Origin of the sequence: Enhygromyxa salina, from assembly GCF_002994635.1 — a bacterium.
GTDB classification, from domain to species: domain Bacteria; phylum Myxococcota_A; class Polyangia; order Nannocystales; family Nannocystaceae; genus Plesiocystis; species Plesiocystis salina_B.
This window is the reverse complement of the sequence record NZ_PVNL01000115.1, coordinates 36,123-47,851: the sequence shown is the minus strand read 5'-3', so window position 1 is coordinate 47,851 and position 11,729 is coordinate 36,123. Positions and strand designations below refer to the sequence as shown.

Sequence of the window (11,729 nt, the reverse complement as noted above, 5' to 3'; positions counted from 1 at the left end):
TTGAGACTACGCTTTGACTCGGTCAATTGCACGTGGCACGAACCGGCATCTCCGCGGAAACTCATGACTTTTTTGCCGAGCCATCCCCTGGGCTCAAAAATGTTTATTGCGTTGGCACTCGGCACACTCGACCCGGGAATGGGTGCTCGAGGTCAATCGCTCGTGTGCCCTGCCCCAGCGGTCGGCGAGCGGACTGACGCGGCGATGGGTCGACGGGTCGCTGCCCCCCGCGCGGAGGTCGGGTTGGTGGGCGTAGGCGCGCGCGCTGAGCCAATGTGCGGCCAAGCCCGCAGCCCGACTCGAGATTGGCTATGATCCCGCCATGCCCGGACTTCGGCTCCTGACCCTCGCGCCGAGCGTGTCCGAGCGCGACGGTGTGCTGCGCGCCCGAACGTCGCTGCTGGTCCGGCTGCTGACGCTCGGGACCGTGGTCCGCGAGGTCACGGTTGATCGACGGTCGCGCTACGTGATCATCGACGAGCGACTGCTGTGGCTGCGTCGACGCCGACGGATCATTCCCTTTCGCATGATCAAGCGAATCGCCTATGACTACGAGAGCACGGCGACGTCGCTACATGGCACGATTCAGGGGGCCGTGACCGGCGACGAGATCGAGCGCTTCGATGTGGCCCTGGTGATCTGCGAGCGCGAGGATGTGCCGGCCAGCCACGCGCATCTGCACGAAGAGCGGGTCGTCCTGTTCAGCTTTCACGGCGAGGGCCAGGCCAGCCACTTCACGCTCTCGGTCGACTTTCAGGGCCAGCAAGAGCAGCTCTCACGCCGCTATGTCGAGCGGCTGCGAGCGCTGACGGGCGTGGGGTTCGGCAATGAGATCGAGCCGCTCGCAGACAGCGGTGGCCGGACCTGGGCGTGCGCGGGGTGTGGGCGACCGGGGCCGCCGAGGCCGGGGAGCTGCTACTACTGTGGGGGAGAGCTGCGCGCCGCGGAGTGACGATGGGCCGGCATGCGCGGGCCGAGCTCAGGGCGCGCACACCTCGTGGCGCCACAGGCGAATGCCGTCGCTAATGAACACGCCGCCCGGGACCGGCTCGAGCATGTCCTGGACGCGGGCCCACCCGTGCAGCAACGCGGGCGTGTCGAGGACCGTCCAGACCTGACCATTCCAGTGGGCGAGGTTCTCGGGCTCGAAGCTGCGCGACGACATCATCCACATATCGTTGGGCGCGCGAGCAGAGAGCGCCGACCACTGGTCGTACCCGGCGATCTGCGGGAATAGGTTCTTCGCTACGTTCCAGCCACCGCCACCCCAGAAATACAGCTGCTCCGGATTCGAGCTAGCTTGGCCGGTGCTCGCGGTCATCCACAGCTGGAACTTTCCGGTCGAGGCCAGCGAGATCGCCCTGCTGTTGTTCAAGGGGTTGCTGATATCGGTCCAGATCCCAGCCTCGAACATCCAGGTGACGTTGCTGCCGGCCCCGTTGAAGTTGACGAACACCCGCTGACCACCCTGGGTCATGTGGAGCCCCTGAAGGGTGAGCCCCGGCGGCTGACGATCGACCCAAACACCACCGACGCGGGCGTAGAGACGGTACTGCGAGTCGTCGAGGGTCGCAGTCGCGACCCACAGCTGCGCCTGACCGTCGAGCGTGAACACCTCGGCGGTGGTCACATCGAGGTCGGGGGCCGGAGGCGCGAGCTCGGTCGGCTCACCGTCGATGATCTCGTAGATCGGATGGAAGTCAGGGTCGACCTCGCCAGACAACAGCTGGCGCGTGGCAAAGCCCTGGTCGACAGCGCCGACGAGCCTGTCGAAGCCGGAGAGCTGCGCGAGGTAGGTCGGCGACCAGCTCACGCCGTCCCACTCGTAGCTGCCGTTGGGCGCGTAGGCCGAGCTGTATCCTTCGTGGGACGAGCTGGCGATCGCGCTGTCGAGGTTGTCCGCGACCAGCGTCTGCGGCTGAAAATTGCGTCGCCAATAGACGATATCGACGGTCTCGTTCTCAATGTCGACGAACTCGACGAGGTGACCGTCGTCGTCGCCGACGACCGCCAGCAAGTCATCCATCACGACAAAGTCGCGGGCGTGGGGGAGTGAGAGCCACGCATTCCAGCCGACGCTATCGTAGGCCCACAGCTCGCCCTCGTCGTCGAGCGCCCAGATCTCGGTGTTCGAGCGGCCTTCGATCTTCACGACCTTGGCCACCGTCGGTAGATCATGGATCTCCCAGTCGAGCCCGTCGTAGCGGCGCAGCGTGCCCTCGTTGCCGCCGACCCACACATCGCCGCCATCGAGCGACCACAGCGTGCGCAGCGGCGGCAGCTCGACGGCCTCGATCGTCCAGTCGGCGCCGTCGAAGCTGGCGAGCACGCCCTCGACCGGCGTCAGCCAGGGGGTGTCGGACTGGTCGCGACCGCCGACGCCCCAGGTGCTGGTGCCGTCCGTCCAGATCTGCGTGATCAGACCCGGGGACGCGACGTCGCTCCACTCGACCCCGTCGTAGTGCATCAGCAGCGACGGTTCGCCGTTGCACGAGCAGTCCGGGTCCTCACACGCCATCGTGCCGCAGTCCAGCCAGGCCGTCGCCCACACGTCGTCGGGGCCCGAGCCAGCGAGCGACTGCGGGACGACCTCACCGAACAAGTTGGCCGGTGGAGCCGGAAACAACACGGAGCTGTCCAGCATCACGCCGTCGTGGTGAAACACGCCCTTGCCGTAGCTCGTCGCGAAGCCGAGCACCCACTGATCGTCGACGGCCGAACCCCAGACGTCGTAGCTCTGGGCGAGCATTCGATCGTTTGTGGTCGCCTCGATGTCTGTCCACTGCCCGTCGGCGAGCCGGACCATGTCCGCGCTGCTCCGGATGTTGCTCACGGCGACGAGATCGACGCCGTCCGTCCAGACCCTGTCGAGACCGAGCGCGCGGGTCTTGACCGCGCTCCACTCACCACAGTCGCCGTCTCCGTCTCCGTCACCCGTGGTGCCCCCGTCGCCCGTGGTGTCCCCGTCACCATCCCCATCTCCCGTGGCGTCGCCACCTCCATCCCCATCCCCGTCACCATCCCCCGAGCTCGAGCTCGAGCTCGAGTCGCCATCTCCGTCGCCCGAAGTCGAGCCCGAGTCCGTATCACCGCCCGAGGTCGTGTCGTCGTCGCCACCCTCCCCCACGCACGGCCCAGCGTCGAACAGCGGGACGTAGTGCACGCCCGCGTCGGTCGGCGCGACGTCGGTGCACTGCGAGACCTGGGTGGTGAGGCTCTCCCAGTCGAGCTCACCAGCGATCCCGGCGAAGTCGCGACACGCAGAATCAGACGCGAGGTAGTACTCGGTTCGGCCGTCGAGGTCGAGATCCGCCGGCTCGAAGGGATCGCCGTCGAGGATCACGAACGGCTCGACCGTGTCGTCGTTGGCCGTCGGGGCGACGCATGAGTGGTCGAGCATGATGTCGTTGCCAACCACGGTGTCGGGCCACGCGACGATGTGCCGCATCGCAACCAGGGGACCCGCAGGCGCGTAGACGGCCCCGCCAACGCTGCCTGTGTTGCCGGTGAAGGTCGACGCGACCACCGTCGCGCGACCGAAGATCCCACCGCCGCCGCCGACCGCCGTGTTACCCACGAACTCGGTGTTGACGATCTCGACCTCGTGCTCCTCGAGCAACATCGCGCCGCCGCCCGTCACCGTCGCGTGGTTGGCGATGAAGCGAGCATCACGGATCTCCCAGCCGGGAAGCTCGGTCGCGGGGTGAATGTTGTCGATGTGGATCGCCCCGCCGAAGCCAGCGGCGTTGTCGACGAAGGCCGTCCCCTCAATCGTGGCGAGGGTCTCCTCAGACGAGATCGCGCCACCGCCGTGGATCGCGGTGTTGCCGATGAACTCTCCCCCTTCGATCGTCAGCGCGATTGGGTTCGGCGTTCCGGGATAGTCGTCGAGCGCGACCGCGCCGCCCCAGGTCGCTGTGTTGTCGGTAAACGTGCTGTCGATGATCGCCACCAATTCGTCGCCGGCCGAGGTGTTCGACGCATAGATCGCACCGCCGAACTTGCCGTGGTTCCCGCCGAACCCGCAATTCGTGACGTTCAGCTCGCCGCTCGCCACATCTTGCTCGTTGCCAGCCGTGAAGTAGATCCCGCCGCCGTGCAGGCCCGAGTTGCCCTCGAACCGAGAATCGATCACATCCACCACCGAGCGGCCGCTCACCCGCAGCGCGGCGCCGTAATCAGAGACCACGTTGTCGCTGAGATCGAGGTTTACCAGCGTCGCGGTGATCGGTGGTGTGCCCGAGAACGCGCCGTTCAGAAAGATCGCCCCCGCGTTGCTCCCCGAGATGTGAAAGCCGTCGATCCAGACCTCCTCGAGCTCCGACGCGGCGCTGGCCTGAACGAGGACAACCCGCGCGTTCCAGCCGTCGGCCCCCAAACGGGTGACGTGCGAGTCGACATCGCGCTGCGCGAACGCGACCTCGTCACCCGCGAAGCCGCCATAGATCGCCACGGGCGCGGTGATGGTTGCGACCGGCGACGCCGGGTTCGGGGCGTAGGTGCCCTCGGCTACCCAGATCTCCGGTTCCTGGCACTCGAGCGCGGCGTCCAGGGCCGCCTGAAGATCGTTGAAGGCGCTCGCCCAGGTCGTCCCGTCCCCATCGCCGGGCGCGTCGACGTCTACGTGAATGGGGCCATCGCACAGCGTCGCCGGGGTCGGGCAGATTGTTGCGATCTCGGCCTCGGTCAAGGCCCGATTCCACACCCGCAGCTCGTCGATCTCACCCTGATACCAGCGCGAAGCCAGCGATCCCCGACCGACAGCAGAGAAGCCATAGTTCTTCAGCCCGATGTTCGGGCTGAAGAACTCCGCGTCGAGCGTGCAGTCCAGGTAGGTGCGCGCCGCCACCCCGCCGTCGACGACAACCGTGACCTCGACCCATGTATCGTTGGCCAGCGATTGCGTGCTCCACGGCCACAGGCTGCCATTATTGCTGGTGTCGAGCAGCGCCGACATGGTTCGCGCGCCGTAGGTCTCGGTCCCGACAAACATCGTCGAGAACGGTCCACACCCAAAACACAGCGTGTTGTAGCGGGCGACATCGGAGACCCGCACGCGGGCGTTGATCGTGAAGTCGCCGTCGACTCCGCCGTACAGGCTTGGATCGCGCGGGCCCACGAACGCGATGTAGTCGTCGACCCCATCGAGGCTGACCGCCTCCCCGTTGGACGACGCGACGAACGAGCCACCGCCCAACAACCAACCGTGGCGACCCTTGCCGCTAATATCCAGGACCTGGTCGCCGATCCGATCCTCGAAGGTCCAGTGCAGCTCGAGTCCGTCGGTCGGGCCAGCGCGAAACTGCTCCGGCTCCCCGACCTCGCTTGGCTCGCCCGCACATCCGATGCAAGCGAAGGCCGCCCACATCATGGTCAGACCGGTGGTTGTACGCATCCGGGCTGTATGGTCGACGGCGCTGGGGCCTTCACACCCCCGTTGGAGCAGCCCGACTCGCGGGCGGCTCCGGGCTGACTCAGGGCTTGGACGGCTCGAGACGCAGGGCCTGGCGAGGGCACACACGGACAGCGCGCTCGGCCTTGTCCTCGAGCTCGGGCGGGATCACGGCGAGCCGCAGGTGCAGCTGATCTTCGTCGTCGAGCTCGAGCGCCTCCGGGAGGATGCGTGTGCACGCGCCGTTCGCCTCACAGGCGATCACGTCGATGATGAGCCTCATGCTTTCGCCTTGCCCTGGTCCGCGCCCAGGCGCACGGGCAAATTATCGATCGGGCGCATGATCGGGTTGTGGTGATCGATCACGGGCTCACCAGCGAGCGTGGCGTGAGGGAAGCGCTCGATCAGCAGGATCTCGATCGCCTTCATCATCTCCGTTCGTGCGAGGTTGGCCCCCAGACAGAAGTGACGCCCAAGTCCGAAGGTCAGGTTCGCGACGTTCTCCCGGTGGATGTCGAAGCGGTCGGGGTCGGCATAGCCATTGGGGTCGCGCAGCGCGGCGCCCATCAGGCCGCTGACAGCTTGGCCCTTGCGAACCGGCACGCCCGCGAGCTCGAAGTCGCTCAGGGCGTAGCGAAACAGCCCGATCTTGCCAAAGCTGTCCCAGCGCAAGGTCTCTTCGATTGTGCTGCGCAGCAGCGAGCGATCTGCTTGCAGCTCGGCGAGCGCCTGGGGGTGACGCAGCAGCGTGAACACGGCGTAGCAGGTGCCGTGCACCGTGGTGTCGGAGCCTGCGGTGATCAACGCAAAGATCAGCGACATGAGCTCGGCGGTCGAGAGGCGGTGAGCCTCGTCGCGGGCTTCGATGAGCCTCGTCAGCAGGTCGGCGGGAGGGTTCGGGTCTGTGCGGCGGGCTTCGATGAGCTGCTCGAGCAAGACCTTGCCCTGGGTGAAGCCATTGGCGATCTCCGAGAGCACGGCAGGATCGAGGTTGGGTTGGACCGAGCGGATCGCCGCCAAACCGAACTCGCGAAACCCGGCACGCATCTGGCTGGGGACGCCAAATAGATCACAGATGACGGTCAGCGGGATGGTCTCGGTGAAGTCACGGATGTTCACGACCTCGTCACCGTTGGCGATGAGATCATCGAGGGTGCGCTCCACCGTGGCCCTGACCGCGCCCTCCATCGCCCGCACGGCCCGTGGCGTGAGGGCGACGCTCGCCAGCTTGCGGACCCGCGCGTGATCGGCTGGTGGGAGCTGAAACAGTGAAGTAGCGATGATTGATCCCCAGGCCTCGAAGCCCGGCTGCTCGAACAGCTGCCCGCCCGGGTGATGCTCCCAGTCGGCGATGTCGGTCGAGAGCTGCTCGTGGGTGAGGAAGGTCCGCAGGTCCTCGAGCCGCGAGAGCAGCAGCGTGTCGCGCTTCTCCCAGTGATAGACGGGCGCGTTCGTACGTAGCCACGCGTAGGCGGGATAGGGGTCGTAGGCGAAGGACTCGGAGTCGGGATCGAAGTCGAAGTGCACGATGGTTCCCTTGTGGTTCACTTTATGAATACTGGCTCATCTTTCAGAGATCAAGTGGATCAGTGTTTCTCCAGCAAATTTTAGAGATTGAGAGGAGTGATGTCGCTGGAGTGGCGCCGACGTGGCACCATGTGTTCACAGACCGGAACTTCAGTTCACGCATATTGCGCGCGCAACCACCGAGCCTGGGACCCGTGGACTCATGCTAGCTTCGGCCATGTCACAAGACCTTGACGCCCTCGCCGCCACGGTCCAAGCCACCAGGCCAAGCGCTGCGTCGACGCCAGCCGAGCAAGTCCGCCACGCGCAGGCCTTGCTCGCGTTCGCCCAGGCTCTACAACCCGCGCAATATTTCCGGGACGGAGCAGAGGCCAGCGCTGAGGCGATTGCGCTGTTTAATGATCGCATCGAGGCCGGAGACGAGACCTTGTCACCCGACCTGGCGGCCGCGCTTCTGGTCCACGCCAACTGCCTGCATGGGCTCGGGCTCGGGCGGGCTGTCAGCGTGTTCCAGACCGCCGCGGGCCCGGAGGTCAGGGGCGTGCTCTGGGTCGCGTCGAGATTTTCCCCCGCCTGCTAATGCAGCTCCGACGGCACGCCTTCGCTGACGAGGCAGCCCGAGCACAACCCGTGGCTGAACAACACCCCCTTGGGGATCAGCTCACCAGCGACCGCCAGCGGATACCACTGCTCGTCCACCGCACGAACGTCCCGGCAGACGCTGCACATCGTGCAGACCGGACGCTTGGGTGAAGAGCCCGACGTCGTCTCCATGTAGAAGCGGACGAACTCCGGGACCAACGCGCGCAGCTCGGCTGGAAAGCTGTCGAGCATGGGCTCGCCGTCGAGCTTCAGCTCGGGATCCACGGTGAAGCTGTTGATGACCTGGTTGGCGGCGTGGACCCGGAGCACCTGCTGGTACTCGGCGTCGCTGCAGTTGCGACGCAGCAAGTACTCGGCGGCGTGCTGCTGGGGCCCGTCGAACTGCGAGAGCCACGTCAGCTTGAGCACTCGGCTCCAGCGATCGAACTCGGGCGTCACCGCTGGCATGTCGAACACACGGGCGAGCTCCCCGATCGAGATCTGCGTGGCCCCCTGGGTGGACAGGGTCAGCGAGTGGAGCACGAAGCAGTAGTAGCTCGAGCACCGCAGCGAGAGGACGATGAACAAGGCCTGGACCACCTCGGGTGGCAGCGGCTCGGGCTCGACCAGCACCGCGCGAATGGGGGGCCAGTTGCGCTCGAGCTCACCCGACGCGTGCATGCGCCTGAACACGTTCGGGACCGTGCCGTTGAACACATCCCGGATCTGATCGAGGGTCTCGTCGGTCTCCATGCCGTCGCGTGGCCGGAGTGTAGCCTGGCGACGCATGAGCCGGTGACGCATGGGGCGCCGCGCTGTCGACGGGGCCGATCAGCTGGTTCACGATCGCAGCTGTGACGCTGCAGACACGCAGCTCCGAGCGCGGTGACCGGGCTGGCTCGTGCAGGCCAGCCCGGATTGCGCTCATGTGACCGAGTTCTCAGTCGCGCTCAGACGCACTGCTGCAGGCCGAAGTGGCAACCGTTGATGCAGTCCGCGTTGAGCGAGCAGGGCGAGCCGGCTTCGCCAGTCTGGCAGGTGTCGTCGAAAGCCGAGCAGAACGGAGCGTCGACCGAGCAGTCCGTGTCGTAGGCACACGCGTCGCCAACCTGACCGTCGGAGCACTTGCTCAACGAGCACAGCGGCGCGCCCATCGAGCAGTCGTTGTCGTACGCGCACGCGTCACCCTCTGCGCCGACTGAGCACTTCTCCAACGAGCACAGCGGGGCGCTCATCGAGCAGTCGCCGTCGTACCCACAGACGTCGCCGACCGCACCAGCCGAGCAAATGTCCCCCACCACGCACAGCGGGGCCGCTGGCCCGCAGTCGTTCACGACGTCACACGCGTCGCCCGCCTCACCGGCCGAGCACTCACCGAACGCGCAGTAGGCTGCCGCTGGCGAGCAGTCAGGGTCGAACTGGCACGCGTCCCCGACCTCGCCGGCCGAGCACGAGCCGAGCGAGCAGTAGGGCGCGGACTCGCCACAGTGGGCGTCGGAGCTACACGAATCCCCAACCCCGCCGGCCGAGCACTCGCCGCTCACGCAGATCGGCGCGCCCATCGAGCAGTCGTTGTTGTACAGGCAGCTGTCCCCTGCCTCGCCGGCCGAGCACGCACCGTCCGCACAAAACGGCGCGGAGCCATCGCAGTGCGAGTCGGATGAGCACGGATCACCCACGCCACCATCCCAGCAAGTGCCGGCGAAGCAGCGATTGCCAGAGTACGCGCAGTCGGACTGGTAGTCGCAGGGATCGCCGTCGCTGCCGTCCCAGCACTGGCTGTCGACGCACGCGGGCGAGCCGACCGGACAGTGCGCGTCGTAGGTGCAGCTCTCGCCTTCGTGGTTCTCGGGAAGCGGCGCCTCGGGCTGCTGGATCTGATCGATCTCCTCAACTTCTTCGGCCAGCGGCTCGAAGGTCGTGGGATCGGCGTCGTCGACCATGCAGCTGGTCGTCAGGGCGACGACGAGACCAACCGTGAGGCCAACCGTGAGGTGAGTCGCGAAGAATGGGCGGGTCAATGCCCCAATGCGGAGGTTGCGGAGCGGTGCGGTTTTCATGTCGGCACTCTAGGGAAATGCCTACTGAAAGACAATTCTTAATGCATGCATACACCACGCTACATCGAGAACCGGCTGCGCCATCGTGCAAGCACGGTGACCGCGCTCGTCACAATTTGGCGAGGCCTGGACGCTACTGCATGGCGTTTTTTGTGAACTCGAGCCCGCACTGATATCCTCGCCAGTATGCAGTGCTCAGGGAAGCACTCCAATGTGCTCGAATTATGCCGATCCAACATCTGCCATGCAATGCATGAACTCAGAGATCAAGGTCATTCCGCCGAATCGCAATTCATGCTCACCGACGGCAAGCCACCAACGCTACAATTATCGAGCGCCGACGCCTGGGTCGAGCTTCCGACCAGCGCGGAGCCAATGCGTGGCAGGTTCAGGCTCGACGCGTGGAAGGTGACGCATGGCGATGGTGCAACGATCACGACCGGCGGTGAGGTTGGGGGCGCGGTGGTCTCGGCCGACGGGGTCGTGCGGCCCAAGACGCTCGCGGTGGGGACCGACGCCAGCGTGCTCTGAGATCTCGAGTTGTCGGTGACCGGGCTGGCTCACGCAGGCCAGCCCGGTTCACGCTCATGTGATCGAGTGCTCAGTCGAACTCAGACGCACTGCTGCAGGCCGAAGTGGCAACCGTTGATGCAGTCCGCGTTGAGCGAGCAGGGCGAGCCGGCCTCACCAGTCTGGCAGGTGTCGGTGAGATCCGAGCAGTACGGAGCGTCGACCGAGCAGTCCGAGTCGTAGTCGCACGCGTCGTTGAGCTGACCGTCGGAGCACACGCCCAACGAGCACAGCGGGGCGCTCATCGAGCAGTCCGTGTCGTACGCGCACGCGTCACCCTCTGCGCCGAGCGAGCACTCACCCAGCGAGCACAGCGGCGCGCTCATCGAGCAGTCGCCGTCGTACCCACAGACGTCGCCGACGTCACCAGCCGAGCAGATGTCGCCAACCACGCACAGCGGGGCCGCTGGCCCGCAGTCGTTCACGACGTCACACGCGTCGCCGGCCGCACCGGCCGAGCACTCACCGAACGCGCAGTAGGCTGCTTCTGGCGAGCAGTCAGGGTCGAACTGGCACGCGTCCCCGACCTCGCCGGCCGAGCACGAGCCGAGCGAGCAGTAGGGCGCGGACTCGCCACAGTGGACGTCAGAGCTGCAGGAATCCCCAACCCCGCCCTCCGAGCACTCGCCGCTCACGCAGATCGGCGCGCCCATCGAGCAGTCGTTGTTGTACAGGCAGCTGTCCCCTGCCTCGCCGGCCGAGCACGCACCGTCCGCACAGAACGGCGCGGAGCCGTCGCAGTGCGAATCGTAGGTACATGGATCACCCACGCCTCCATCCCAGCAGGTGCCGGCAAAGCAGCGATTGCCGGAATACGCGCAGTCGGACTGGTAGTCGCAGGGATCGCCGTCGCTGCCGTCCCAGCACTGGCTGTCGACGCACGCGGGCGATCCGACCGGACAGTGCGCGTCGTAGGTGCAGCTCTCACCTTCGTGGTTCTCGGGAAGCGGCGCCTCGGGCTGCTGGATCTGGTCGATCTCCTCATATTCTTCGGCCAGGGGCTCGAAAGTCGTCGGATCGGCGTCGTCGACCATGCAGCTGGTCGTCAGGGCGACGACGAGACCAACCGTGAGGCCAACCGTGAGGTGAGTCGCGAAGAATGGGCGGGTCAATGCCCCAATTCGGAGGTTGCGGAACGGTGCGGTTTTCATGTGAGCACTCTAGGAAAATGGCTATTAAAAGACAACGGCTAACTTATGCATACACTACGCTACATCGAGCACCCGCTGCGCTATCGTGCAAGCAGGGTGACGGCGCTTGTCACAATTGCGCGAGCCCTGGACGCTGTTTTGTGGCACTTTTGTGAACTCGCCCCCGACCACATCGATAGATCGGCGATAGCGGATGGGGCGAATACGCACAACCGCACGGCACCGAGTGTCCGCACTACCCGCGGTCTGTTGCGAATATGAGCGCTCTCCCACATTTGTATATACTCTCGAGACCTCGGCCCGCGGCCGGTCGGGGTCACTCGGCCGATCAACTCGCGCCCCGCGCGATCGGCCACCCAGCACGAACGCATCCGCCGCGCGAGCGGGCCTCGAGCGTGAACCTCGCTAGTTAAAATGACGAACCCGGCCGTTGCGGGCCGGGTCCTG

The 11,729-nt window shown here is 65.9% G+C and carries 9 protein-coding genes; 3 read left to right on the top strand and 6 right to left on the bottom strand.

Going from position 1 to position 11,729, the window contains the following annotated elements; all coding sequences use genetic code 11:
* Positions 1 to 322 precede the first annotated feature (322 nt).
* Positions 323 to 952, top strand: a complete 630-nt coding sequence (locus ENSA7_RS28580) for a hypothetical protein (protein WP_106092545.1) — start codon at positions 323 to 325, stop codon at positions 950 to 952.
* A 27-nt stretch (positions 953 to 979) separates the two neighbouring features.
* Here the strand turns inward: ENSA7_RS28580 and ENSA7_RS28575 are convergent, their stop codons facing one another.
* From ENSA7_RS28575 to ENSA7_RS28565, 3 genes are all read right to left on the bottom strand, one after another.
* A complete protein-coding gene (locus ENSA7_RS28575; RefSeq protein WP_106092544.1) occupies positions 980 to 5,395 on the bottom strand; it encodes a LamG domain-containing protein in 4,416 nt (1,471 codons plus the stop codon).
* A 79-nt stretch (positions 5,396 to 5,474) separates the two neighbouring features.
* Positions 5,475 to 5,675 (bottom strand): ferredoxin, encoded by a 201-nt coding sequence (locus tag ENSA7_RS28570; RefSeq protein ID WP_106092543.1) that lies wholly within the window; start codon positions 5,673 to 5,675, stop codon positions 5,475 to 5,477.
* Positions 5,672 to 6,919, bottom strand: coding sequence for a cytochrome P450 (locus tag ENSA7_RS28565; RefSeq protein ID WP_181234207.1), 1,248 nt, complete (start codon positions 6,917 to 6,919; stop codon positions 5,672 to 5,674). Before ENSA7_RS28565 ends, ENSA7_RS28570 begins: the two co-directional genes overlap by 4 nt.
* Positions 6,920 to 7,136: 217 nt before the next feature.
* Between ENSA7_RS28565 and ENSA7_RS28560 the strand changes: the two genes are divergently transcribed.
* Positions 7,137 to 7,499, top strand: a complete 363-nt coding sequence (locus tag ENSA7_RS28560) for a hypothetical protein (protein WP_146158238.1) — start codon at positions 7,137 to 7,139, stop codon at positions 7,497 to 7,499.
* Here the strand turns inward: ENSA7_RS28560 and ENSA7_RS28555 are convergent.
* Positions 7,496 to 8,290 (bottom strand): hypothetical protein, encoded by a 795-nt coding sequence (locus ENSA7_RS28555; RefSeq protein ID WP_146158237.1) that lies wholly within the window; start codon positions 8,288 to 8,290, stop codon positions 7,496 to 7,498. The genes ENSA7_RS28560 and ENSA7_RS28555 overlap by 4 nt on opposite strands.
* 161 nt (positions 8,291 to 8,451) lie before the next feature.
* Positions 8,452 to 9,561, bottom strand: coding sequence for a hypothetical protein (locus tag ENSA7_RS28550; RefSeq protein ID WP_146158236.1), 1,110 nt, complete (start codon positions 9,559 to 9,561; stop codon positions 8,452 to 8,454).
* A 294-nt stretch (positions 9,562 to 9,855) separates the two neighbouring features.
* Between ENSA7_RS28550 and ENSA7_RS28545 the strand changes: the two genes are divergently transcribed.
* Positions 9,856 to 10,092, top strand: a complete 237-nt coding sequence (locus ENSA7_RS28545; protein ID WP_106092538.1) for a hypothetical protein — start codon at positions 9,856 to 9,858, stop codon at positions 10,090 to 10,092.
* A gap of 80 nt (positions 10,093 to 10,172) precedes the next feature.
* Here the strand turns inward: ENSA7_RS28545 and ENSA7_RS28540 are convergent, their stop codons facing one another.
* The gene (locus ENSA7_RS28540) at positions 10,173 to 11,282 is read right to left on the bottom strand and encodes a hypothetical protein (RefSeq protein ID WP_146158235.1); all 1,110 of its coding nucleotides are present in this window, start codon (positions 11,280 to 11,282) and stop codon (positions 10,173 to 10,175) included.
* Positions 11,283 to 11,729 lie beyond the last annotated feature (447 nt).

Bases quoted from the DNA above. Each gene is read 5' to 3' on its own strand.
- ENSA7_RS28580 (WP_106092545.1), top strand. From the start codon at position 323: ATGCCCGGACTTCGGCTCCTGACCCTCGCGCCGAGCGTGTCCGAGCGC.
- ENSA7_RS28575 (WP_106092544.1), bottom strand. From the start codon at position 5,395: ATGCGTACAACCACCGGTCTGACCATGATGTGGGCGGCCTTCGCTTGC.
- ENSA7_RS28570 (WP_106092543.1), bottom strand. From the start codon at position 5,675: ATGAGGCTCATCATCGACGTGATCGCCTGTGAGGCGAACGGCGCGTGC.
- ENSA7_RS28560 (WP_146158238.1), top strand. From the start codon at position 7,137: ATGTCACAAGACCTTGACGCCCTCGCCGCCACGGTCCAAGCCACCAGG.
- ENSA7_RS28555 (WP_146158237.1), bottom strand. From the start codon at position 8,290: ATGCGTCGCCAGGCTACACTCCGGCCACGCGACGGCATGGAGACCGAC.
- ENSA7_RS28550 (WP_146158236.1), bottom strand. From the start codon at position 9,561: ATGAAAACCGCACCGCTCCGCAACCTCCGCATTGGGGCATTGACCCGC.
- ENSA7_RS28545 (WP_106092538.1), top strand. From the start codon at position 9,856: ATGCTCACCGACGGCAAGCCACCAACGCTACAATTATCGAGCGCCGAC.
- ENSA7_RS28540 (WP_146158235.1), bottom strand. From the start codon at position 11,282: ATGAAAACCGCACCGTTCCGCAACCTCCGAATTGGGGCATTGACCCGC.